18 protein-coding genes are annotated in these 23,658 nt (G+C 64.6%); 16 read left to right on the top strand and 2 right to left on the bottom strand.

Going from position 1 to position 23,658, the window contains the following annotated elements; translation table 11 throughout:
• Positions 1 to 3: 3 nt before the first annotated feature.
• The gene (locus tag IF10I1_RS20675) at positions 4 to 1,614 is read right to left on the bottom strand and encodes a phosphoenolpyruvate carboxykinase (RefSeq protein WP_186391603.1); all 1,611 of its coding nucleotides are present in this window, start codon (positions 1,612 to 1,614) and stop codon (positions 4 to 6) included.
• Between the two features lie 422 nt (positions 1,615 to 2,036).
• Between IF10I1_RS20675 and IF10I1_RS20670 the strand changes: the two genes are divergently transcribed.
• From IF10I1_RS20670 to tsaE, 10 genes are all read left to right on the top strand, one after another.
• Entirely contained in the window at positions 2,037 to 2,735 is a 699-nt protein-coding gene (locus tag IF10I1_RS20670) for a response regulator transcription factor (protein ID WP_026355512.1), read from the top strand.
• A gap of 16 nt (positions 2,736 to 2,751) precedes the next feature.
• Complete coding sequence (locus tag IF10I1_RS20665; protein ID WP_186391602.1) at positions 2,752 to 4,662, top strand: sensor histidine kinase; 1,911 nt, start codon at positions 2,752 to 2,754, stop codon at positions 4,660 to 4,662.
• A complete protein-coding gene (locus tag IF10I1_RS20660) occupies positions 4,659 to 5,144 on the top strand; it encodes an HPr kinase/phosphorylase (protein WP_186391601.1) in 486 nt (161 codons plus the stop codon). The genes IF10I1_RS20665 and IF10I1_RS20660 overlap by 4 nt, the downstream gene beginning before the upstream one ends.
• Before the next feature lie 134 nt (positions 5,145 to 5,278).
• Positions 5,279 to 5,683 (top strand): PTS sugar transporter subunit IIA, encoded by a 405-nt coding sequence (locus IF10I1_RS20655; RefSeq protein WP_019963681.1) that lies wholly within the window; start codon positions 5,279 to 5,281, stop codon positions 5,681 to 5,683.
• A gap of 32 nt (positions 5,684 to 5,715) precedes the next feature.
• Positions 5,716 to 6,009, top strand: coding sequence for an HPr family phosphocarrier protein (locus tag IF10I1_RS20650; protein WP_058898317.1), 294 nt, complete (start codon positions 5,716 to 5,718; stop codon positions 6,007 to 6,009).
• 134 nt (positions 6,010 to 6,143) lie between these two features.
• Entirely contained in the window at positions 6,144 to 6,833 is a 690-nt protein-coding gene (locus IF10I1_RS20645; protein ID WP_186391600.1) for a hypothetical protein, read from the top strand.
• 2 nt (positions 6,834 to 6,835) lie between these two features.
• A complete protein-coding gene (locus IF10I1_RS20640; RefSeq protein WP_244274524.1) occupies positions 6,836 to 7,225 on the top strand; it encodes a hypothetical protein in 390 nt (129 codons plus the stop codon).
• Positions 7,226 to 7,442: 217 nt separating this feature from the next.
• Entirely contained in the window at positions 7,443 to 8,831 is a 1,389-nt protein-coding gene (ahcY, locus tag IF10I1_RS20635) for an adenosylhomocysteinase (RefSeq protein ID WP_186391599.1), read from the top strand.
• Between the two features lie 226 nt (positions 8,832 to 9,057).
• Complete coding sequence (locus IF10I1_RS20630; RefSeq protein ID WP_208977099.1) at positions 9,058 to 11,580, top strand: ATP-binding protein; 2,523 nt, start codon at positions 9,058 to 9,060, stop codon at positions 11,578 to 11,580.
• 7 nt (positions 11,581 to 11,587) lie between these two features.
• Positions 11,588 to 13,159, top strand: a complete 1,572-nt coding sequence (gene tsaE, locus IF10I1_RS20625; RefSeq protein WP_186391598.1) for a tRNA (adenosine(37)-N6)-threonylcarbamoyltransferase complex ATPase subunit type 1 TsaE — start codon at positions 11,588 to 11,590, stop codon at positions 13,157 to 13,159.
• Between the two features lie 61 nt (positions 13,160 to 13,220).
• On the opposite strand, the gene IF10I1_RS20620 is transcribed toward tsaE, so the two are convergent.
• Positions 13,221 to 13,568, bottom strand: coding sequence for a gamma-glutamylcyclotransferase family protein (locus IF10I1_RS20620; protein ID WP_050473360.1), 348 nt, complete (start codon positions 13,566 to 13,568; stop codon positions 13,221 to 13,223).
• A gap of 307 nt (positions 13,569 to 13,875) precedes the next feature.
• On the opposite strand from IF10I1_RS20620, the gene IF10I1_RS20615 reads away from it, so the two are divergent.
• The 6 genes from IF10I1_RS20615 (at position 13,876) to IF10I1_RS20590 (ending at position 23,568) form a co-directional block, all read left to right on the top strand.
• Positions 13,876 to 14,610, top strand: coding sequence for a nucleotidyltransferase family protein (locus tag IF10I1_RS20615; RefSeq protein ID WP_058898314.1), 735 nt, complete (start codon positions 13,876 to 13,878; stop codon positions 14,608 to 14,610).
• 28 nt (positions 14,611 to 14,638) lie between these two features.
• Entirely contained in the window at positions 14,639 to 17,782 is a 3,144-nt protein-coding gene (gene addB / locus IF10I1_RS20610; protein ID WP_186391597.1) for a double-strand break repair protein AddB, read from the top strand.
• Positions 17,779 to 21,297 carry a double-strand break repair helicase AddA gene (gene addA, locus IF10I1_RS20605; protein WP_186391596.1) on the top strand — a complete coding sequence of 1,173 codons (3,519 nt, stop codon included), beginning with the start codon at positions 17,779 to 17,781 and terminating at the stop codon, positions 21,295 to 21,297. The genes addB and addA overlap by 4 nt, the downstream gene beginning before the upstream one ends.
• 97 nt (positions 21,298 to 21,394) lie before the next feature.
• Positions 21,395 to 21,715: a thioredoxin gene (trxA, locus tag IF10I1_RS20600; RefSeq protein WP_019963689.1), complete on the top strand. Its 321-nt coding sequence runs from the start codon at positions 21,395 to 21,397 to the stop codon at positions 21,713 to 21,715.
• A 203-nt stretch (positions 21,716 to 21,918) separates the two neighbouring features.
• Positions 21,919 to 22,524: a nucleotide exchange factor GrpE gene (gene grpE / locus IF10I1_RS20595; protein ID WP_186391595.1), complete on the top strand. Its 606-nt coding sequence runs from the start codon at positions 21,919 to 21,921 to the stop codon at positions 22,522 to 22,524.
• A gap of 96 nt (positions 22,525 to 22,620) precedes the next feature.
• Positions 22,621 to 23,568 carry a tyrosine recombinase XerC gene (locus IF10I1_RS20590; protein WP_186391594.1) on the top strand — a complete coding sequence of 316 codons (948 nt, stop codon included), beginning with the start codon at positions 22,621 to 22,623 and terminating at the stop codon, positions 23,566 to 23,568.
• Positions 23,569 to 23,658 lie beyond the last annotated feature (90 nt).

Below are 23,658 nucleotides of genomic sequence, written 5' to 3'. Positions count from 1 at the left end.
GGATCACTCAGCCGCGTTGCGCGAAGCCGGAGCTGCAGCCAGAACGGAGCTGTCCACCGCGTCTTCGAACTTGGCGAAGTTGTCGATGAACATCTGCACCAGCTTCTTGGCCTGCGCGTCATAGGCGGCCTTGTCGGCCCAGGTTTCGCGCGGGTTCAGGATGGCGCTGTCGACGCCCGGCACGGCTTCCGGAACGGCAAAGCCGAAGTTCGGGTCCATGCGGAAGGCGGCGGTCTTCAGAGAACCATCCAGCGCGGCGCGCAGCAGCGTGCGGGTTGCCTTGATCGGCATGCGGCTGCCGGTGCCATAGGCGCCGCCCGTCCAGCCGGTGTTCACCAGCCAGCAGTCCACGCCCTGCTCGGCGATGAGATCACGCAGCAGGTTGCCATATTCGCTCGGGTGGCGCGGGATGAAGGGTGCGCCGAAGCAGGTCGAGAAGGTCGCCTGCGGCTCGGTCACGCCCTTTTCCGTGCCGGCCACCTTGGCGGTGTAGCCGGAAAGGAAGTGATACATGGCCTGCGCCGGGGTCAGACGGGCGATCGGAGGCATCACGCCGAAGGCATCGGCGGCCAGCATGATGATCGTCTTCGGCTGCGGTGCAACGCCCGTGGCACTGGCGTTGGAGATGAAGTGGATCGGATAGGCCGCACGGGTGTTCTCGGTCTTCGAGCCATTGTCGAAGTCCGGCACGCGGGCGTCATCCAGCACCACGTTTTCCAGCACGGTGCCGAAGCGCTGCGTCGTGGAGAAGATCTCCGGCTCAGCTTCCTTCGACAGCTTGATGGTCTTGGCGTAGCAGCCGCCTTCGAAGTTGAAGACGCCGGTCTTGCCCCAGCCGTGCTCGTCGTCACCGATGAGAGTGCGCTCCGGATCAGCGGAGAGCGTGGTCTTGCCGGTGCCCGACAGGCCGAAGAAGACAGCCGTGTCACCGTCCTTGCCGACGTTGGCCGAGCAATGCATCGGCATGACGCCCTGCGGCGGCAGCAGGTAGTTGAGGAAGGTGAAGACGGACTTCTTCATCTCGCCGGCATAGGACGTGCCGCCGATGAGCACGATCATGCGCGACAGGTCGCAGGCAATGACCGTTTCGGAGCGGCAGCCGTGACGGGCCGGATCGGCCTTGAAGTCCGGCAGATCGATGATGGTCATCTTCGGCACGAAGGTGGCCAGCTCTTCCGCCTTCGGGCGGATCAGCAGGTTGCGGATAAACAGCGAGTGCCAGGCAAACTGGGTATAGACACGCACGGGAAGACGATAGGCTGCCTCGGCGCCACCGTAGAGATCCTGCGCGAACAGATCCTTACCCTTGGCATGATCGAGGAAGTCGCCCAGCAGAACGTCGAACTGCTCCGGCGTCATCTTTGCGTTGTTGTCCCACCAGACCTGATCTTCGGTCGAAGCATCACAGACAACGAGCTTGTCCTTCGGCGAACGGCCCGTGTGGGTGCCGGTGTCAGCCACCAGAGCCCCGCCGGCCGACAGCCGCGCCTCACCGCGCTGCAGCGCGTATTCGTAAAGAGACGGCTCGTTCTGGTTCCAATAAATCGCACCGAGCCCCGTCAGGCCGATTGTTTCAAGGCCGCAGGCCGGGTTCCGGACACCTGTCTCTTTCATGATCGCGCAGTCCCTTAATCTGTCTACACGCGCCGGAGGGCCGGAGAGACGCAACTGATCTGCCTCCCCTCAAGTCCCGGCGCAGGCGGACCCTAGTTGATCTGCCGCCGCGCAACAAGAGAACAGAAAGGATGATTTGACCATTTAATCGATTAAAAAACAAAGACTTGGCAGATCGATTTATTTTGGACCGTGAATTTAAGCAAAACTGTGACGCAGAACACTTTGTCTTTCGCAGATCACACCCACATGACAGACGGGCGCCGAGGTTCCCGCCGTATAAAAAACGGCGGCTAATGGAACCGGCAGAAGATTAAAGAGTTGGTATGCAATTGCCTTTGCCTTATTTTATGCGCAATTGCGGGGCCAAAGGCTGAAGGTGAGTTACGACATTGACGGATCAAAGGACGAAGACCCGCATCATGCCGACTATTGCACTCGTCGACGATGACCGTAACATCCTGACTTCGGTTTCCATTGCGCTGGAATCGGAAGGATACAGGGTCCAGACCTATACGGATGGCGCTTCCGCCCTGGATGGTCTTCTCAGCGACACACCCAATCTTGCGATCTTCGACATCAAGATGCCGCGGATGGACGGGATGGAACTGCTGCGCCGCCTGCGCCAGACCTCGGATCTGCCGGTGATCTTCCTCACCTCCAAGGATGACGAGATCGACGAACTGTTCGGCCTGAAGATGGGCGCGGACGATTTCATCCGCAAACCCTTCTCACAGCGCCTGCTGGTGGAGCGCGTGCGCGCCGTGCTGCGCCGGGTGCAGCCGCGCGATGCCTCCGCCCCGCGCGAGGATGGCGACAAGCTGCTGGAACGCGGCCAGCTTCTGATGGATCAGGAGCGTCATACCTGCACCTGGAACGGCAAGCCGGTGACGCTGACTGTGACCGAGTTCCTCATCCTCTCGGCGCTGGCCCAGCGCCCGGGCGTGGTGAAGAGCCGCAATGCACTGATGGACGCGGCCTATGATGATCAGGTCTATGTGGACGACCGGACCATCGACAGCCACATCAAGCGCCTGCGCAAGAAATTCAAGATGGTGGACGACGACTTCGACATGATCGAGACCCTTTATGGCGTCGGCTACCGGTTCCGGGAGACCTGAGGGTTCCTGACGCCAGATGGCAACTGACACCGGGGAAGACATGCGCCTTCACGCGAAGGAGCAAGACGGCAACGCCCGCGCAGAGGACAGCGCGGGCGAACGCACGTCTCCGGCCGCCCTGCGCCACCTTGGCAACCCGCGCCTGCGCCGAAGGTTCCTGAACCGGGCCGGAGCACTGCTCGGCACCTATGTCTTCTCCTCGCTGACCCGGCGCATCGTGGTGCTGAACCTCGCGGGGCTCATCGCGCTGGTCTCCGGCATTCTCTACCTCAACCAGTTCCGCGCCGGGCTGATCGACGCCCGTGTGCAGAGCCTTCTGACGCAGGGCGAAATCATCGCCGGCGCCATCGCCGCCTCGGCCACGGTGGACACGGGCGCCATTACGGTTGACCCGGAACGCCTGCTGCAGATGCAGGCGGGCGAAACTCTGATGCCGAGCACGACAACGGTGGAATCCCTCGATTTCCCGGTCAATCCCGAGCGTGTCGGGCCGGTGCTGCGGCGGCTGATTTCGCCGACCAAGACCCGCGCCCGGATCTATGACACGCAAGGCATGCTGATCCTTGATTCGCGCCAGCTTTACAGCCAGGTGATGCGCTACGACCTGTCCCCGCCCACGGTGCAGGAGGACGGCTTCTTTGACCGGATCTGGCAGTCGGTGAAGATCTGGCTGCGGCGCGGTGATCTGCCGGTCTATCAGGAAGCCGGTGCCGGTGACGGGCTGATCTATCCTGAGGTGGAAGCCGCCGTTTCCGGCTCCCCCGCCAGCATCGTGCGCCTGTCGCCGCGCGGCGAGCTGATCGTCTCGGTGGCCGTGCCGATCCAGCGGTTCCGGCAGGTGGTGGGCGCGCTGCTGCTCTCCACGCAAGGGGGAGACATTGACGCCATCGTCAGCGCCGAACGGATCGCGATCATCCGCGTGTTCATGGTGGCCGCAGGCGTCATGCTCGTCATGTCGATCCTGACGGCCGGCACCATTGCCGGCCCCGTTCGCCGCCTTGCTGCGGCGGCAGAGCGGGTGCGGCGCGGTGGCAAATCGCGCCAGGAGATCCCGGAGTTCTCGGACCGGCAGGACGAAATCGGCCATCTTGCCCGCTCCTTCCGCGACATGACCAATGCGCTCTATAACCGTATGGATGCGATCGAGCGCTTTGCGGCCGATGTGGCGCATGAGTTGAAAAACCCGCTGACCTCGCTGCGCAGCGCCGTGGAAACGCTGCCGCTGGCGAAATCAGACAATTCGCGCGCCCGCCTGCTGGAAGTGATCCAGCATGACGTGCGCCGCCTCGACCGCCTGATCACCGACATTTCCGACGCCTCGCGGCTGGATGCGGAACTGGCGCGCGGCAGTGCGGAAGCGCTGGATGCGAGCCGCCTGTTGCGCAATGTCGCCGACATGGCCAACCAGCGTGCCGCCGAAGATGCCCCGCGCGTGATCCTGACCATCGCGGACGTGAAGAATGCCAATGTGAAGGGCAGCAGCACCCGTCAGGACCGGCATGCCGACAAGGCCGCAGAAAAGGCGGAGGAGAAAGGCTATCTGATCCTCGGCCATGACAGCCGTCTGGCGCAGGTGATCAACAATCTGATCGACAATGCCCGCTCCTTCTCGCCCCCCGGCGGCACCGTGCGCATCGGCGCCAGCCGCAAGGGCAGCGCGGTCGTCATCACCGTTGATGATGATGGCCCCGGCATCCGGGCCGAGAAGATCGAGCGCATCTTCGAGCGCTTCTACACCGACCGGCCCGATGGCGAGGCCTTCGGCAACAATTCCGGCCTTGGCCTCTCCATCTCGCGCCAGATCATCGAGGCGCACCGGGGCACGATCACGGCGGAGAACCGCACGGAGACCGATCCGGAAACCGGTGAGAAGACCATTCTGGGCGCGCGCTTCATCATCACCCTGCCCGCAGGCGGCAGTGCATGAGCGGCCATGCAGCTCATGGCGGCCTGCTGGTGCATGGCTGCGCGGTCATCCTCGGCACCACGGGTGTGCTGATCCGCGGCCCCTCGGGCTCCGGCAAGTCGCGGCTGGCGGCAGAACTGGTGGAGCGGGCTGGCCGCAACGGCCATTTCGCCGCCCATGTGGCCGATGACCAGTGCCTGCTGGACGCGGCAGCGGCAGGCCTGAGGGCGCGGGCGCCGCAGACCATCGCCGGGCGGGCGGAGCTGCGCGGGCGCGGCATCGTGCCGGTTCTCCATGAGCCTGCGGCCCTGATCAGCCTTGTGGCCGATCTTGAGCCGGCAGCAGAACTCGAGCGCATGCCGGAGGCAGATGCCCTTTCCACGGTGCTGCTGGACCGGCTGATTGCCCGCCAGCCGGTGCCCTCCGGCGATGCGGCAGGCGCAGTGGCCTTGATCCGGGAGGCCCTGCGCGCGATTTATCCGGGAAAGCGGCCGCCTGTTTAGGCCGTGTTAATGAGAAAACTGCTTGCTTTGGGCGCCACGCTTGCCGACATTGCGGCAACAGCGTTCAGATCCGGCGCAAGCCCCGGGAAACCGGACAGACCGGACCCACGACGAAAGACACAGGTCGGCAAGGCATGATTGGACTGGTACTCGTGACCCATGGCCGCTTGGCGGAAGAGTTCAAGGCGGCACTTGAGCACGTGGTTGGCCCGCAGACGCAGGTCGCAACGATTGCGATCGGTCCGGAGGACAACATGGAGCAGCGCCGTCAGGATATCCTCGGCGCTGTCGAGGAGGTGAACACCGGCGCAGGTGTCGTGCTCCTGACCGACATGTTCGGCGGCACGCCCTCGAACCTTGCCATCTCCGTGATGGACGGCAAGACCATCGAGGTGATTGCCGGGGTGAACCTGCCGATGCTGATCAAGCTGGCGAGCGTGCGCGCCGACCGGGGCCTTGCCGATGCGGTGGAGGAAGCCCGCAAGGCCGGCCAGAAATACATCTCCGTCGCCAGCCAGGTTCTGTCCGGCAACGGCTGACGCCCGCGCCCCGAAGAAAGACACTGACCACGATGGATGCCGCGCCAAACATGACACGCCTCGAACGCAGCCTGCTGATCGTCAACCAGCGCGGCCTCCACGCCCGCGCCTCCGCCAAGCTGGTGAAGCTGGTCGATACGTTCAACGCGGATGTGCGCGTGTCGAAGGACGGGCAGACGGTTGGCGGCACCTCGATCATGGGCCTGATGATGCTGGCCGCAGCGCCGGGCTGCTGCATCCACGTGGAAGTGACCGGACCCGAAGCCGAAGCCGCCCTGACCGCCATCGCCGCGCTTGTGGCAGACAGGTTCGGCGAGGAGGATTGAGGGGCGCTGCTTCCTCACACGCTCAACCGGGATATTACATCTATTTATATTTGCAGTTTTTATCTTTCTCATTTGACCGGCTTCAGCTCTGGCCGATACTGTATTTGAAGTTTGACGCATAAGGGTGCTCACTAATGAGTGCGCCATCAGCAGCTATTGGAACGGGTTTCTATACGGCAGGCGACGCAGCCCGCCTGCTCGGCATACCTGTGCGCAGCATCCGCCGCTGGCTTGGCGGCTACAGCTACAAGCATGATGCGGAACATGTTCAAGTGCCCCCCCTCTGGAAGCCACAGCTCCAGACAGACGATGACACTCTCGAGTTGGGCTTCAGGGACCTGATAGAACTTCGGTTCGTGAAGGAATTCATCAGTGCAGGACTTGCGGTCCAGACAATCAGGCGCTGTCTCATCCATGCTCAGGAGTGTGTCGGGGCCTCACATCCATTTTCGACCCAGCGCTTCCTGACCGATGGACGGACCATATTCCTCAACAGTGTTTCACCTGACGACCAGGAAACACTGCTTGACCTGCGCCAGAAGCAATATGTCCTGAAGAGCGTGATTGAGCGGACGTTCAAGGATCTTGATATTGAAGAGGGCTCGGTTACCCGCTGGCGGCCGTTCAAGGGAAAGCCTTCCATCATCATCGACCCGGACCTTGTTTTCGGCCAGCCAACGACTGCTCACTACAACATTCCCACCATTACCCTGGCACAGGCGGTCAAAGCCGAAGGATCAGAGCAGCTGGTTTCAGAACTTTATGAGGTTCCTGTTCAAGTCGTCCGTGACGCCGTCGCATATGAGGAACAGCTAGCCGCTTGAAAGTGTTGTTTGACCATAATCTGTCACCACGCATTCCCCGGGCATTACAGGCCTTAATGGGTGATGGATATGAGATCATTGCTCTGAAAGAAAAATTCGATCCCAGCATCAAAGACATAGATCTTATCACTGCACTTAACCGCGAAGGGGGCTGGGTTCTGATATCGGGTGACCGGCGCATTACCCGCAACAAGACTGAAAAGTCGGCTTTCCAGTCCTCCAAGATTATCGGGATGTTCCTGTCATCAGGTCTGTATAAATCACCCGTCCTGAAACAGGCTGAGCGCCTGATTGCTCTGTGGCCTGCCATAGAATCGATCGCTGCAAATGTCGCACCCGGCTCGATGTTCGAACTTCCGCTTAAATCGTTGAAGCCATCATCCTTGCGCTGACGTCCCCGCCAACACTCCCTTAACCCCGTTCCCGCATTTCCCTCCTCATATAAAGAAATCTTTATATCCGCATTGATAGGGCTGAAAGGCCGCTATATAAGGAGCGGAATGGGATTCCGGGGCTGTTGCCGTGAGGCGGGCAGGCCTGGCCGGGTGCAGTGCACCTTCGTGCCGCCAGCGGGCGGCTGCTGAAACAGATCAGAACAGGATCAGGGTCATGACCGACTATATCGTCAAGGACATCAAGCTCGCCGATTGGGGCCGGACGGAAATCGAGATCGCCGAAACCGAAATGCCGGGCCTGATGGCCAGCCGCGCCGAATTCGCCGCGTCCAAGCCGCTGAAGGGCGCCCGCATCGCCGGCTCGCTGCACATGACCATCCAGACGGCCGTGCTCATCGAGACGCTGGTGGCCCTTGGCGCCGAAGTCCGCTGGGCTTCCTGCAACATCTATTCCACCCAGGACCAGGCCGCTGCCGCCATTGCCGCTGCGGGCATTCCGGTCTTCGCCATCAAGGGCGAGACGCTGGAAGAATACTGGGACTATGCCGACCGGATCTTCGACTTCCCGGAAGGCGCCAACATGATCCTCGACGATGGCGGCGATGCCACGCTCTACATCCTGCTCGGCGCCCGCGTCGAAGCCGGTGAGACCGGCCTCATCGAAGACCCGAAGTCCGAAGAGGAAGAATACCTCTTTGCCCAGATCAAGAAGCGCATGGCCAAGAACCCGGGCTGGTTCACCAAGCAGCGCGATCTGATCCAGGGCGTCACCGAAGAGACCACCACGGGCGTGCTGCGCCTTTACGAGATGCAGAAGAAGGGCCAGCTGCCCTTCCCGGCCATCAACGTGAACGACAGCGTCACCAAGTCCAAGTTCGACAACCGCTATGGCTGCCGTGAATCGCTGGTGGACGGCATCCGCCGCGGCACCGACGTGATGATGTCGGGCAAGGTCGCCGTGGTTTGCGGCTATGGCGATGTGGGCAAGGGCTCGGCCCAGTCGCTGGCTGGTGCGGGCGCGCGCGTCATCGTCACCGAAATCGACCCGATCTGCGCCCTGCAGGCCGCCATGGACGGCTTCGACGTGAAGACGCTGGATCAGGTGGCCGGCACGGGTGATATCTTCGTCACCGCCACCGGCAACAAGGACATCATCACCCTCGACCACATGCGGGCGATGAAGGACATGGCCATCGTCTGCAACATCGGCCACTTCGACAACGAGATCCAGGTTGCCGCGCTGAAGAACCTGCAGTGGCGCCCGGTCAAGGATCAGGTCGACATGGTCGTCTTCCCGGACGGCAAGCGCATGATCCTTCTGTCGCAGGGCCGCCTCGTCAACCTTGGCAATGCCACCGGCCATCCGAGCTTCGTGATGTCCGCCAGCTTCACCAACCAGGTGCTGGCGCAGATCGAACTCTTCACCCGCGGTGAGCAGTACCAGAACGAGGTCTACGTGCTGCCGAAGCACCTGGACGAGAAGGTGGCCCGCCTGCACCTCGCCAAGCTGGGCGTCTCGTTAACCGAACTGACGGACGACCAGGCCCAATATCTGGGGATTAACAAGACCGGTCCGTTCAAGTCGGAACACTACAAGTACTGATTTCAAGCATACGACACACTACATATTGTGCCATATGGAATCTGACTTGCGTAGAAGCACAAATGCAGGCCCCGTCCACCCGGACGGGGCCTGTTAACTTTTCATCAACAGACTCTTTAGCGCGATTCCCGAACAAGGTATGGTCAAAACGAATCAGGGGATTGAGGCAGCTCCCTGACGACTCCGGCCTCCGGCCGGACTGAATGGCGGCAAAAGAGGTAGGCAGATGCCGGTAGACGGCGGTTCACGCTTGCGCAAGGGCGCAGGGCGGCGGAGACGGATTCTGAAAACGCTCTCCCTCTCGGGCGTGAGCGCCCTTGCCCTCGCCGCCAGCATGGGCAGCAGCCTGGCACAGGCGGCAAGCACCTCCACCGCACAGTTCGGCGCCGACCAGATGGTCTGGCTGGCCGCCCTTGGCGGCGCCTGCGCCTTTGCCGTCACGGCCTCCTTCGCCTTTCTGCGCAACCGCCGCACCAGCGCTGCCCGCATCGGTGCCCTTTCGCGCGAGAACCGCGATCTCAAGCTTTTCGTCGACCGGCTGGAATCCATGCTCAACACCGAAGAGCAGCGGATCATTGCCTGGACCGGACTTGGCGAACGCCCGGGTCTGACGCCGCATGTCTGGGGCAATCTGCCGGACAGCTGCGGCGCGCCGCGCAGCGCCGCCCAGCTTCTGAGCTTCGGCAGCTGGCTGGATGCAAAATCGGCCGAGCTGCTGGAAGATCATCTGGCGCGCCTGCGCAGCATCGGCGAGGCTTTCTGCATCACGCTGGAAACCCGCCACCGCACCTATATCGAGGCCGTGGGCCGCACGGCGGGTGCTGCCTCCGTGCTGCGTCTGCGCGATCTGACCGGCGACCGCCAGTCGCAGGCGGAACTTGCCGCCCGCAACGCGCGCCTCTCCGGCGAACTTTACATGCTGCATGCCCTGCTGGAGGCGATGCCCGCCCCGGCCTGGCAGACGGATGCGGAAGGCAAGGTCAACTGGGCCAACCGCGCCTATGCCCGCGCCGTCGATTGCGCCTCGCCCGAGGCGGCCGTCAGCGGCGCAGTCGAATTCCTCGATGCCCCGGCGCGCGAGGCCATGAGCCGCGAGCGCAATGACGACGGCTGCTTCCGCTCGCGCATGCCGATTGTGGCGGCCGGTGAGCGCCGCGTCTTTGAAGTCACCGATGTGCGCTCCAACGTCGGCAGCGCCGGCATGGCCATCGACATTTCCGAGCTGGACCGCACCAAGAAGGAACTGAAGCGCACCGAGGAATTCCACGGGCGCACGCTGGACCAGTTGGCGACAGCGGTGGCCATCTACGGCGCTGACCGCAAGCTGCAGTTCTACAATGCCGCCTTCCGCGCGCTGTGGGATCTCGACACCGGTTTCCTCGATGGCCAGCCGGAAGACGGCATCGTGCTCGACACGCTGCGTGCCGGGCGCAAGCTGCCCGAACAGGCCGATTACCGCGTCTGGCGCACCAAGATGCTGGAAAGCTACCAGTCGCTGGAAGCGCGCGAAAGCTGGTGGCACCTTCCGGACGGCCGCACGCTGCGCGTCATCGCCAACCCGCATCCGCAGGGCGGCGTGACCTACATCTACGAGAACGTGACCGAGCGGCTGGATCTGGAAAGCCGCTACAACGCCCTGATCCGCGTGCAGGGCGAGACGCTGGACAATCTGTCCGAAGCCGTCGCCGTGTTCGGCTCCGACGGGCGCCTGCGCCTGTGGAACCCGGCCTTCAGCGAAATCTGGGCCATGCCGGAAGACCAGCTTTCGGTCATGCCGCATGTCAATGACATCGTGAACACCTGCGCCGCCAACACCGGCGAGATGGAAGCCTGGCGCCTGCTGGCAGGCTCGATCACCGGGCTGATGGACAGCCGCACGCATCTGGCCGGCCGCATGGAGCGGCGCGATGGCTCGGTGCTGGATTACGCCACCGTGCCCCTGCCGGATGGCGGCACGCTGGTGACCTTCGTTAACGTTACCGACAGCGTCAACATGGAGCGTGCGCTCGTTGAAAAGAACGAGGCGCTGCAGCAGGCGGACGATCTGAAGAACGCCTTCATCCAGCATGTTTCCTACGAATTGCGTTCGCCGCTGACCAACATCATCGGCTTTGCGCAGCTTCTGTCCGATCCGAAATTCGGCGAGCTTTCCGACAAGCAGGGCGAATACGCGGAATATATCCTGTCCTCGTCCTCGGCGTTGCTCGCTATCATCAACGACATTCTCGACCTGGCGACGATTGATGCCGGCATCATGGAGCTGGACCTCAGCGAAGTGGATGTGGCGCAGACCGTGTCCGCCGCCGTCGAGGGCCTGAAGGACCGGCTGGTCGAATCGCAGATCGTGCTGCGCACCCATGTGCCGGATGACATCGGCACCATGCTGGCGGATGAGCGCCGGCTGCGGCAGGTGCTGTTCAACCTGATTGCCAATGCCGTGCGCTATTCCGAGGAAGGCGGCATCATCGATGTGACCTGCACCCGGCAGGGCGCCAGCGTCGTCTTCACCGTCAAGGACCACGGCTGCGGTATTCCGCAGGAGATGATCGAGGCCGTGTTCAACCGCTTTGTCGGCCATGACTCGGGCGCAAGACGCCGGGGCGCCGGGCTGGGCCTGTCCATCGTCAAGAGCTTCGTGGAACTGCACGGCGGGCATGTGGAGATCCAGTCGCGGGAGGGGAACGGCACGACCGTGACCTGCACGTTTCCCGCCAAGCCCGAAGTGACCGGCCGGGTCGCTGCCGAGTAAGCCCGGCATGAGCCCCGCGCACCCGCTCTCCCCCACGCTCAGCCTCACCATCCCGGATGAAGCCGCCATGGAACGGCTGGCCGAAGACGTGGCGGCCATCCTTGGCCCCGGCGATGTGATTGCGCTCAGCGGTGATCTGGGCGCGGGCAAGTCCACCTTCAGCCGCGCCCTGCTGCGCGCCTTTGCCGGTGATCCCGCGCTGGAAGTGCCGAGCCCCACCTTCACCCTCGTCCAGACCTATGATCTGAACCGGCTGACCATCTCCCATCTCGATCTTTACCGGCTGGAAGAGCCGGAGGAGCTGGAAGAACTGGGTCTGGAGGATCTGACGGCCACGGGCGCGGCGCTGATCGAATGGCCGGAAAAGGCCGGCCGTTTCCTTCCCGCCAGCCGGCTGATCCTGTCCATCGCCCATTCCGGCGAGAATGACGCCCGTGCGGTGACTTTCTCATATGCCAGCCCTGCCGCAGAAGGCCGCTGGGTGCAGCGGCTGGCGCGGACGCAGCGCATCCGGGCACTGGCAGAGGAGGCCGGTTTCACAGGCGCGGAGCGGCGCTATCTGACCGGCGATGCCTCGGCGCGGGCCTATGAGGTGATCCGCACGCCGCAGAAATCCGCCGTGCTGATGAACTCTCCCGCTGCCTATGACCTGGCGAAGCCGGGCGAAATACCCAGCTACAGCGAGACCGTGCACCGCGCCCGCACCGTCGATGCCTTCATCGCACTGACGGGTGAATTGCGGCGGCGCGGTTACAGCGCGCCGGAGCTTTACGCCATCGACCGGGATGCGGGCCTGCTGCTGCAGGAGAACCTTGGCGGCGAAGGCATCATCACGCCGGACAGGCAGCCCATCGCGGAGCGCTACGCCGCCGCCGCGCAGCTGCTGGCGGACATGCACTCGGACACGGACTGGCCGCAGGATCTGCCCGTGACCGGCATGGACGGTACGGTGCTGGCCCGCCACATCATCCCGGCCTATTCGGAAAATGCCCTGCTGACGGAGGCCGATCTCTTTCTCGAATGGTATGTGCCCTGGCGTGCCGGAGCGGATCCCGCCACCCTGCCCGCAGCGCCGGATACGCAGGAGCGGGCGGAATACCGCGCCCTGTGGCAGACGGCCTTTGCCCGGATCAGGGATGCGCAGACCGGCTGGGTGATGCGGGACTATCACTCCCCCAACATCCTGTGGCTGGACGGGCGCGAGGGGCACGCGAAGCTGGGTCTCATCGACTATCAGGATTGCGTCATTGGCCCCGTTGCCTATGACCTTGCCTCCCTGCTGCTCGATGCAAGGGTGGATATCCCGCGCGCGCTGGAAGAGGAGTTGCTGACCGGTTATCTCGCCCGCCGCAAGGCGCAGGACGCGGGCTTTGACGAAGAGCTGTTCCGGGCTGCCTATGCCGTCATGGGCGCGCAGCGCATCGCCAAGATCCTCGGGGCCTTCGTGCGGCTGAAATATGCCTATGGCAAGCCGCAGTACATGGCCCACATGCCACGCATGACGGACTATCTCGACCGCACCCTCGCCCATCCGGCGCTGGAGGAACTGGCGAACTGGTTCCGGGCGCGGATTAGCTAGGCTCACGCGGTGCCCGGGCATTGGCAAACTGTGAGGCGCCAGTGTCTCTGATGCCGTCAGATCAGGCCTTGACGTAGACCCAGGCCCGCTTTCCGGACTTCAGCTGCACCTCGGTCCGGATGTAGTCATCCACTTCATAGGCATCCGCGGCTGCAAGCTCTTCGTCCGTGATCGCAAACACGGTGCCCTTCACTTCATCGTCCGGATTGCTGCTGGGCACGACGACCGGATGGAACCGCTGCCCGCTCTGGCGCAGAACTTCGGGATCGGTGATCTCGATCATGCTGGTGGTGTAGCCGGTCATGGCGTCCTCTTCCCCCGAAAGCAGCCGTCCGAAGGAAGACTGCTGCACGGAAGGCAGCTGCAGCGTACCGTAGGAAAAGAGCAGAACTGACGCATTCACTGTCATGGCGAACTCCGGACCGGACTCTTGAGAGGCCTCACCAACGTACCCTGTGCTTTGCATGGCGGGAAAGACCGGTCAAACGGCACATCGCGAAAAATGCTCATGTGCCGCGAAGATTCAGTCACGTTCCAGCTGCCTGCTGGTCATCCTGCTGCCTCATGGCTGCAAGAGGCTCTCAAGCCGCACCCGGCTGCACTTGCCTTGAGAGCGCGAAGCAGGCACTGCTAGGCAGTGGCCCCTGCTTGCCGGGGGCTTCGGCACTTCCTATCTCCGGCAGGCGATTTCAACCGGAGCAGTTTGCAGGTTTCTCATGACGAACGGCGTTTTCCGTCCCCATAGCGCAATGATCCTGGCTGCCGGGCTTGGCAAGCGCATGCGCCCGATCACGGCGACAACACCCAAACCCCTGATCGAGGTGAACGGCAAGGCGCTGATCGACCATGGCATGGACAAGCTGGCGGCTGCCGGGGTGAAGCGCTGCGTCGTCAACGTGCATTACCTTGCCGATCTGGTGGAAGTGCATGCCCGCCGCCGCAAGGACCTTGAGGTCATGATTTCCGACGAGCGCGAGGCCCTGCTGGAAACCGGCGGCGGCATCGCCAAGGCCCTGCCGCTGCTGGGTGATGATCCGTTCTTCGTGCTGAATGCCGACACCGCCTATTGGGTGGAAGGCGTGAAGCCCAATCTGGAACACATGATCGAAGCCTTTGATCCGGAGCGCATGGATGCGCTGCTGCTGCTCTCGGACATGGTACACAGCGCCGGCTATCACGGGCGCGGCGATTTCCTGATGGACCCGAACGGCGTACTGGAGCGCCGGCCGGAGCGTTCGGTGGCGCCCTTTGCCTATGCGGGCGCGGCCATCCTGCATCCCCGCCTCTTCCGCGATGCGCCGGAGGGCAAGTTCTCGCTCAACCTGCTGTTTGACCGGGCCATCGAGGCCGGGCGCCTGCATGGCACGCTGATGGAAGGCATCTGGCTGCATATCGGCACGCCGGAAGCCATTGCCGAGGCGGAACTGGCCGTGCGCGAAAGCGCAGACTGAAACCCGATCCAGACGGCAGGCAGGACTGATGGCAGCGCGGATTTTCTCCATTCCGCCCTCGGCGGATTTTTCCCGGGAGCTGATCGCGGCGCTGGTGGACGGGCGGCTGATCGAGGGCTTCCGGCCGCTGGATGATCCGCTGCTGCTCTCCGATGTCACCCTCTATCTGCCGACCCGCCGTGCCGCCCGCGCCCTGCCCGCGCTGGTGCAGGAAATGTTCGGCGGCCGGCCCGTGCTGCTGCCGCGCATCCGCCCGCTGGGCGATGCGGATGAGGACCTGCAGCTTCTCTCCGCCCCCGGTGACGGCGAGGCGCTGCCACCCGAACTGCCGCCGCTGGAGCGCAAGCTGGCGATGACGCGGCTGGTGATGGGCTGGAAGGCGGCCCTGCGCCGTCAGGTTCTGGCCCTTGGCGAAGACGAGCCGCTGGGCCTTCCTGCTTCCGCCGCTGATGCCGCGTGGCTGGCCGGTGACCTCATCACCCTGATGGACGAGCTGGAAACCGAGGAAGCCGACTGGTCGGCGCTCGCCAGCCTCGTGCCGGAGGATCATGCCCGTTACTGGCAGGTGACGCTGGAATTCCTTGATATCGTGCGCCTTGCCTGGCCTGCTTATCTGGCCGAATGCGGCGCCATGGACCCCAAGGCCCGCCGGTCGGCGCTGATCCGGCGTGAGGCGGAGCGCCTGCGCCTCAACCCGCCCAAGGGCCCCGTGATCGCCGCCGGATCGACCGGCACCGTGCCCGCCACAGCCGAGCTGCTGAAAGCCATTGCAGACCTGCCGCAGGGCGCCATCGTGCTGCCGGGGCTGGACATGCGCATGGATGATGCCTCCTGGTCCGCCCTTGGCCGCGCCCCGCAGCGGCGGGTGAATGCAGGTAAAGCCGCACTGCCGCAGGACGAGCCCAGCGCCAACGGCCACCCGCAATATGGCCTGAAACAGCTGCTCGACCGGCTTGGTGTAGACCGGCGCGAGGTGACACCGCTCTGCCCGCCGGAAACACCGGAACTGGCCGCCCGCGAGGCGCTGGTGAGCGAAGCCCTGCGTCCGGCCTCCACCACCGACGCATGGACTTCCTTCCTGCAGCAGACCCCAGCGGAGGAGCGCAAGGCCGCGCTTGACGGGGTGGAACTGGTGATTGCCCGCAACGAGGCGGAAGAAGCCCTCAGCCTCGCCATTGCCCTGCGCGAGGCGGTGGAGCGCGGCGGGACGGCAGCCCTTGTCTCCCCCGACCGCCTGCTCGCCCGCCGCGTGGCGGAAGAGCTGGGCCGCTGGAACATCACCGTGGATGACAGCGCCGGACGCCCGCTCGACCAGACGCCGCCCGCCGTGCTGGCGATGCTGGCCGCGCGCCTTGCACTGGAAGGCTGCGCGCCGCTGGATCTTCTCGCCCTGCTGAAACATCCGCTGGCACGCCTCGGGCTGGAGACAAAAGACATCCGCTCCGCCGCCCGCTCGCTGGAACGCGGCGTCTTACGCGGGCCTGCGCCGAAATTCGGCTCACGCGGGCTGCCTGATGCGATTGCCGCCGCACGCCTTGCGGCCGAGGACGCCCATACGCCCCGCTGGAAGAAGCTGGTGGAAGAGGACTGGGCCGCAGTCAGTGACCTCGCCACCCGCCTCATCACGGCGCTGGAGCCGCTGGAATGCCTGCTGGAGCGGAAGGAGCCCATTCCCGTCGATGAACTCGCCCGTGCCCATGCAAGGGTGCTGCAACAGATTGCAGGCGACCCCACCGGCTCGGATGCGGAGCTTTACCGGGGCGAGACGGGCGATGCGCTGGCGCTGATGCTGACCGGGCTGATGGACAGCAGCCGTGCAGGCCTTGCCGTGCCTGCGCGCGAATGGCCCTCCGTCTTCGCAGCGCTGATTGCCGGAACCGCCGTGCGCCGCCGCCTGCCGGGGGATCCGCGGGTGCAGATCCTCGGCCCGATGGAAGCGCGCTTGCAGCGGCCGGACCTGGTCATTCTCGGCGGGCTCAACGAAGGCATCTGGCCGCAGCGCACCCGCAACGACCCATGGCTGAACCGCCCGATGAAGCGCGACATGGGGCTGGAGCCGCCGGAACGGCGCATCGGGGCTGGCGCCCATGACTTCGTGCAAGGGCTGGGCGCACGCCGGGTGATCCTCTCCCGCGCCAGCCGAGCCGATGGCGCCCCCACTGTGACCTCCCGCTGGCTGCAACGGCTGCTGACACTGGCCGGACCTGAGGCGGAAGCTGCCATGCTGGAACGCGGGCGGCGCTGGACGGAGCTCGCCGGCCTCCTCGATCTTGCCGAAGGGCCCGTCACCCCGGCGGAACGGCCTGCCCCGAAGCCGCCCCTGAGCGCAAGGCCGGTGCGCCTGTCCGTCACCGAAGTCGAACGGCTGGTGCGTGATCCTTATGCCATCTTTGCCCGCCGCATCCTCGGCCTTGAGCCGGTGGACCCCATCGGCGGCTCGCCGACGCTGGCGGACAAGGGCTCGATCATCCATGACGCGCTGGCGCTGTTCCTGTCCGAATGGCATGGGGATCTCGACCACAAGGCCGTGGCGCGGCTGGTCGAAATCGGCGCGGAGCTGTTTGCCCCGCTTGATGCCTTCCCCGCCATCCGCGCCCTGTGGTGGCCGCGTTTCCTGCGCATTGCCGAAGAGTTTGTCGCCTTTGAACGCCAGCGGGAACCCTCCATCCGCCAGCGTTTCCTCGAAATTTCCGGCGGTGTCGAGTTGACCCTGCCGGGTGCCGAATTCCGGCTCACGGGCCGCGCCGACCGCATCGACCTGATGCAGGACGGCACGCTGGCGGTAATCGACTACAAGACCGGCGCGGTGCCCAGCATCAAACAGGTGGAAGCGCTGCTCTCACCGCAGCTGCCGCTGGAAGTCGCCATGATCCGGCGCGGCGGCTTTGGCAGCGTGCCTGCGGGCGACCCGGTGTCCGACATGCTCTACATCGAGCTGAAAGGCGGGCGCACGGCACTGAAGGTGGAATCGCGCCAGCCGAAGGACCGCACCATCGAGGAACTGGCGGAAGATGCCTGGAAGCGGCTGGAACAGCTGGTGGCCGCCTATCAGGACGAGGGACGCGGCTATCTCTCCCGCGCAAGGGTGGAGAAGGAGCGCGACCTCAACGGCCCCTATGATCACCTTGCCCGGGTGAAGGAATGGGCCAGCGGTTCGGAGGACAGCGAATGAGCGGGCCGCAGATCCCCCTTGCAACGCTTCAGCGGCAGGACCTTGCCTCCCGGCCTCACGCCTCGGCCTGGGTGAGTGCCAATGCGGGCTCGGGCAAGACCTTCGTTCTCTCCCGCCGGGTGGTGCGCCAGCTGCTGGATGGCACCGATCCCTCGCGCATTCTGTGCCTCACCTTCACCAAGGCCGCCGCTGCCGAGATGGCAACCCGTGTGTTCAAGATCCTCGGCCAATGGATCGCCTTGAGCGATGATGAGCTGGCAAAGGAAATTGCCGCCATCGATGGAACGCCCCCCTCCCGCGCCCGCCTTGCCGGGGCACGGCGGCTGTTCGCGCAGGCGCTGGAAACACCGGGCGGGCTGAAGATCCAGACCATCCACGCCTTCTGCGAGGCGCTGCTGCACCAGTTTCCGCTGGAAGCCAATGTGGCCGGGCATTTCTCGGTGCTCGACGACCGGCTGGCGGCAGAACTGATGGCGGAAGCCCGCGCCTTCGTGCTGCATGCCGCAGAAACCGCGCCGGAAAGCCCGCTGGGCGCGGCCCTGCAACGGCTGATCGGCCTGATGCCGGATGCGGCTGTCGAGGAGGTCCTGGCCGAGGCCATCAACCGCCGCGATGCCTTGCGCAACTGGATCGTCAGCGCCGGAGATCTGGACGCGGCACTCGATAGCCTTGCGCGGGATTTCGGGCTGGAACCGGAGGCAAGCCTTGAGGCGCTGGAGGAGGAGCTTCTGGAAGGCCGCCTCATCCGCGATCCGCTGGCCGTTGCCGAAGCGCTGCGGCAGGGCACCAAGACCGATGGCGACAAGGCGGACCTTCTGGCCGCTGCCGCTGAAGGACTGAAGCCCGGCGGCGATCCCGCCGCCTTCCGTCACAACTGGCTGCGGGCATTCTTCACGCAGGCCATGGAACCGGCGAAGCGCCTGTGCACGGCTGGCGTCACCAAGCAGTTTCCGCAAGTGGCAGAGGCCATGCTGGCCGAGCAGGCCCGGCTTGTGGCCCTGCTGGACAAGCGCCGGGCCATCGTCACGCTGGAAGGCACTGCCGCCATCTTCCGCCTCGCTGATGGCGTCATCGGCCATTACGAGGCGGGCAAGGCCCGGCGCGGGTTGCTGGACTTTGAAGACCTCGTGGTGCGTGCCGCCAATCTTCTGGCCAACAGCGATGCAGCCCAGTGGGTGCAGTTCAAGCTGGATCAGGGCCTTGACCACATTCTGGTGGACGAGGCGCAGGACACCAGCCCCCGGCAGTGGCAGGTGATCCGCTCGCTGGCGGAGGAATTCTTCTCCGGCGAAGGCGCAAGACGCGGCCCGCGCACCATCTTCGCCGTGGGCGACGAGAAGCAGTCGATCTATTCCTTTCAAGGCGCCGTGCCCGCCTATTTCGACGAGATGCGCCGCTATTTCGACAAGCGCGCCGGCCAGGCGGACCAGCCGTTCCATCCGGTGGAGCTGCAGCTGTCCTTCCGCTCGACGCCGGATGTGCTGGGCGCGGTGGACCGGGTGTTCCTGCCCGCCGAAGCCCATGTCGGCCTGTCGCAGGAGGTGAAGCCCCCGGTGCATGAGGCGATCCGCCGGGATCCGGGGCTCGTTGAAATCTGGCCTCTGGAAGAGCCGCTGGAAAACGAAGAACCGGAGGACTGGACCTTGCCGGTGGACCATCTGGGCACCGGATCACCCATGCTGCGGGTGGCCAGGCGCATTGCCGCCACCTTGCGCCAGTGGATGGATGAGGGCACCGCTGGGCCCGGCGACGTGATGATCCTGGTGCGCAAGCGCGGGCCCTTCGTGGAAGCACTGAACCGGGAGATGAAACGGCTTGGCGTGCCTGCCGCAGGCAGTGACCGGCTGGTGCTGACCGAGCATATTGCGGTGATGGATCTGGTCGCCCTTGGCCGCTTCATGCTGCTGCCCGAAGACGACCTGTCGCTGGCCGCCGTGCTGAAGAGCCCGCTGTTCGGCCTTGATGACGATGCCCTGCTGGAAATTGCCCGCGATCCGGTGGAACGGCTGCGCCCCGGCACCCTTTGGCAGGGGCTTTTGAAGAAGGCGCTAGACGGCAACCGCTGGGACCATGTGCGCCAGCAGCTGGAAGCCTGGCGGGCAAGGGCCGACTTCATGCCGCCCTTCGAGTTCTACGCAAGGCTGCTGTCCGTCGATGGCGGGCGGCGGGCCTTCCGGGGCCGCATGGGGCCTGAAGTGGACGACGTGCTGGACGAGTTTCTGGCCCTGGCCATGGGCTATGAGCAGACCGGCATTCCCGGCCTTGAAGGCTTTCTTGCCTGGCTCGCCGCTGCTCCCACCGAGATCAAGCGCGAGCTGACAAATGCCGCCGGACTTGTGCGCATCATGACTGTGCACGGCTCCAAGGGGCTGGAAGCACCGATTGTCATTCTGGTGGACCCCTGCAATGCCCCCGTCAGCAGCCATCACGACCCGTCCTTCCTGCCCTTCAAGCCGAAGGATGACGCAGAACAGGCCCCCGCACTGGTGTGGCTGCCGGTGAAGGCAGAGCGCATGGGCTGGCAGACTGCGGCCATCGACAAGTTCCGCGCCAGCGCCGCCGAAGAATACCGGCGCCTGCTCTATGTGGCCATGACCCGCGCCGAGGACCGGCTGATCGTCTGCGGCTGGCAGCCTGCCAAGGGCCCCAAAGAAGGCTGCTGGTATGATCTGGCCGCCAGCGCGCTGAAGCCGGAAGCCGAGGAAGTGACCGCCCCCGATGGCACCGTCACCGCCTGGCTGTGGCGCAAGCCCGGCACGGATCCGGCTGCTCCCTTGAAAAAGCACAGTGCCCACGCTGAGCCTGAAGCGGAAAAACCCGCCGCCCCTGTGCCGGAGTGGCTGACCCGCCCGGTGACGCCGCCCGCCCGCATGCCCCGGCTTCAGCCCTCCCGCGTGTTTGACGCGATGGAGATGAAGGAGGGCATCGAGGCGCCGGACGGGCTTTCCGCGCTGGAAGCACACCGGCAGGCGGAGGCCTATCCGCTGGAGCGCGGCCGTCTGCTGCACCGGCTGCTGGAACTGCTGCCGGATCTGCCTGAAGCCGAACGCGCGGCTGCCGGGCAGCGCTTTGTCGCAACCTCCCTGCCCGCCCGTTTTGCCGCCCGCAAGGACGAGCTGCTGGGCGAGGTGATGGCCATTCTGGAAGACCCGGATCTTGCTCCCCTCTTTGCCCCCGGCGGGCGGGCGGAGGTGCCCATCTCCGGCCATATGGTGACGGCGGACGGGGTGACGGCCTCTGTGTCCGGCCAGATCGACCGGCTGGTGGTGCGCCCGGACGAGGTGCTGATTGCCGATTACAAGACCAACCGGCACGTGCCGGCCGATGCTTCAGGCATTCCGCCGGACTATCTCGCTCAGCTTGCCGTCTACCGGCGGCTGGTTTCGGACATCTATCCGGACCGCAAGGTGACGGCCGCCCTGCTGTGGACCAGCGCGCCGAAGCTGATGCCAGTCCCCGGCGATGCACTGGACGCAGTGCTGGCAAACCTGAAGAGCACGGGCCAGATTACTTGACGCAGAAGGCCCGCCTTCCTACGTTCGGGACAACGCAACAAGGTGAGTCCGGGCAAACGCCCGTTTCAAGGGACCACCGCATGGAAAGTGAACGCAAATGGCTACCACCGCAGTCACCGACGCCAGCTTCGATGCCGACGTCCTCAAGTCGTCCGAGCCGGTCGTGGTTGATTTCTGGGCCGAGTGGTGCGGCCCGTGCAAGATGATTGCCCCGGCTCTTGAGGAAATTTCCGAAGAGCTGGCAGGCCAGGTGAAGATCGCCAAGATCAACATCGACGAGAACCAGGCCATGGCCGTCAAGTATGGCGTGCGCTCCATCCCGATGCTCGTCATGTTCAAGAACGGCGAGCCGATGGCTGTTCAGGTTGGCGCTGCTCCCAAGAGCAAGCTGTCCGACTGGATCAAGAGCGCCCTCTGATCCCGCAGCTCCTTTTCCCGCCGCACGCCATGCCCCTGCGCGCAGAGGTTGGCAGCGGCGGCGGGAATGGATAAAGACAGCCGCAGGCCGCTTTCAGCCACGGGCAAGGATCGGGTGAGACGTTTCCCCAGCGGAAACACGCCCTGCCTGACGGTGAAACGGCCTGCGTTTTCATATTCGCAGACCCAATTGATGGAACCCAGATGACCGACGAGAACAAGACCCCCGAAGCGGAAAACGAAGCAGCCGCTGCGCCCGAGGCCGGGACCACCGTCGATCCCATTGAGGCTCTCCAGGCGGAGAACGCGGAGCTGAAGGACCGTGCGCTGCGCGTCATGGCCGAAATGGAAAACCTGCGCCGCCGCACGGAAAAGGAAATCAAGGACACCCGCGTCTATGCCGTGACCGGCTTTGCCCGCGACATCCTGACCGTGTCCGACAATCTGCGCCGCGCGCTGGACGCCCTGCCCGCTGACGCCCGCGAGAGCGCCGATGCCGGCCTGACCGCCCTGATCGAAGGCGTGGAAATGACCGAGCGCGAGCTGCTGAACCAGCTCGACAAGCACGGCGTCAAGAAACTGGACCCGGCAGGCCAGAAGTTCGATCCGAACTTCCATCAGGCCATGTTCGAAGTGCCCAACACCGAAGTGCCGAACAACACCGTCGTGCAGGTGGTGCAGGCCGGTTACGTCATCGGCGACCGCGTGCTGCGCCCGGCTCTCGTTGGCGTGTCCAAGGGCGGCCCCAAGGAAGCCCCGCAGGCCGGCCAGACAGGTGGCCAGACCGGCGGCGTCGACACAACGGCCTGATCCCGAGGCACGAGCGCAACCGTGTCAGGAGGCGGCACCTTGCAGGGGCCGCCTCTTTCGCTTTGGTGCTGCCCTTGGGCACGGTAAACTCACACGATGAGCGACACTGATTCCCTGCTGGTCACCGCAACACCGCAGCTGAACGCCCGCGTTGGGGCATGGCTGGATCATCTGGGCGATGAGCGGCGCCTCGCAGACAAGACGCTGGTTGCCTATGAGCGCGACGTGCGCCAGTTCCTGCGGTTTCTGACAGGCCATCTGGGCGGGGCGCCGGATCTCAAGGATGTGCAGGATTTGAAGCCTGCCGACTTCCGCGCCTTCATGGCCCGCCGCCGCACCGGCGGAACGGGCAGCCGCTCGCTGGCGCGCGGCCTTGCCGGCATCCGGTCCTTTCTCGGCTTTCTGGAACGCAAGGGCGAGGTGAATGCTGCGGCAGCCGGTGCCGTGCGCGCGCCGCGCCAGCCCCGCTCCCTGCCCAAGCCACTCACCGCCTCTGATGCCACCGCCGTTGCCTCCGGTGACCTGGCGATGGAAAGCGAGGCCTGGATCGAGGCCCGCAATGCCGCGGTGCTGACACTGCTCTATGGTTGCGGGTTGCGCATTTCCGAGGCCCTGTCGATCACCGGGCGCAATGCGCCGCGCACAGGTACGCGCAGCCTTCGCATCATGGGCAAGGGCGGCAAGGAACGGGTGGTGCCGGTGCTGCCGGTCGTCTGCGAGGCCGTGGAGGCCTATCTCAAGCTCTGCCCCTACACGCCGGAGCCCAACGGGCCGTTGTTCTTTGGTGCACGCGGAGGACCGCTCAATCCGCGCCTGATCCAGCTGGCCATGGCAAAGCTTCGTGGAGCGCTCGGCCTGCCGGACAGCGCCACGCCGCATGCCCTGCGTCATTCCTTCGCAACCCATCTTCTGGCCGGGGGCGGGGACCTGCGTACAATTCAGGAGCTTCTGGGCCACGCAAGCCTTTCCACCACCCAGATTTATACGGAAGTGGATGCGGCACGGCTGCTGGAGGCCTATGACAAGGCTCACCCGCGAAAATAAAATAAAAGAATGCCTTGCATAAGCCTCATTCTCCCGTCACAGTAAGTCATCGTCTTTTTGGGCCTGACTTGGCTGTTTGCGGTGTCAACG

The sequence above is a fragment of the Pannonibacter sp. I15F10I1 genome, from assembly GCF_900185665.1.
Lineage (GTDB): Bacteria > Pseudomonadota > Alphaproteobacteria > Rhizobiales > Stappiaceae > Pannonibacter > Pannonibacter indicus.
The sequence above is the reverse complement of the archived record's forward strand: the minus strand, read 5'-3'. Positions and strand labels throughout refer to the sequence as shown.

Coding starts and splice junctions, on each gene's coding strand:
- IF10I1_RS20615 (WP_058898314.1), top strand. CDS start 13,876: ATGACGAACGGCGTTTTCCGTCCCCATAGCGCAATGATCCTGGCTGCC.
- IF10I1_RS20645 (WP_186391600.1), top strand. CDS start 6,144: ATGAGTGCGCCATCAGCAGCTATTGGAACGGGTTTCTATACGGCAGGC.
- grpE (WP_186391595.1), top strand. CDS start 21,919: ATGACCGACGAGAACAAGACCCCCGAAGCGGAAAACGAAGCAGCCGCT.
- addB (WP_186391597.1), top strand. CDS start 14,639: ATGGCAGCGCGGATTTTCTCCATTCCGCCCTCGGCGGATTTTTCCCGG.
- IF10I1_RS20590 (WP_186391594.1), top strand. CDS start 22,621: ATGAGCGACACTGATTCCCTGCTGGTCACCGCAACACCGCAGCTGAAC.
- IF10I1_RS20675 (WP_186391603.1), bottom strand. CDS start 1,614: ATGAAAGAGACAGGTGTCCGGAACCCGGCCTGCGGCCTTGAAACAATC.
- IF10I1_RS20655 (WP_019963681.1), top strand. CDS start 5,279: ATGATTGGACTGGTACTCGTGACCCATGGCCGCTTGGCGGAAGAGTTC.
- IF10I1_RS20660 (WP_186391601.1), top strand. CDS start 4,659: ATGAGCGGCCATGCAGCTCATGGCGGCCTGCTGGTGCATGGCTGCGCG.
- IF10I1_RS20665 (WP_186391602.1), top strand. CDS start 2,752: ATGGCAACTGACACCGGGGAAGACATGCGCCTTCACGCGAAGGAGCAA.
- ahcY (WP_186391599.1), top strand. CDS start 7,443: ATGACCGACTATATCGTCAAGGACATCAAGCTCGCCGATTGGGGCCGG.
- IF10I1_RS20670 (WP_026355512.1), top strand. CDS start 2,037: ATGCCGACTATTGCACTCGTCGACGATGACCGTAACATCCTGACTTCG.
- IF10I1_RS20630 (WP_208977099.1), top strand. CDS start 9,058: ATGCCGGTAGACGGCGGTTCACGCTTGCGCAAGGGCGCAGGGCGGCGG.
- addA (WP_186391596.1), top strand. CDS start 17,779: ATGAGCGGGCCGCAGATCCCCCTTGCAACGCTTCAGCGGCAGGACCTT.
- IF10I1_RS20650 (WP_058898317.1), top strand. CDS start 5,716: ATGGATGCCGCGCCAAACATGACACGCCTCGAACGCAGCCTGCTGATC.
- trxA (WP_019963689.1), top strand. CDS start 21,395: ATGGCTACCACCGCAGTCACCGACGCCAGCTTCGATGCCGACGTCCTC.
- tsaE (WP_186391598.1), top strand. CDS start 11,588: ATGAGCCCCGCGCACCCGCTCTCCCCCACGCTCAGCCTCACCATCCCG.
- IF10I1_RS20620 (WP_050473360.1), bottom strand. CDS start 13,568: ATGACAGTGAATGCGTCAGTTCTGCTCTTTTCCTACGGTACGCTGCAG.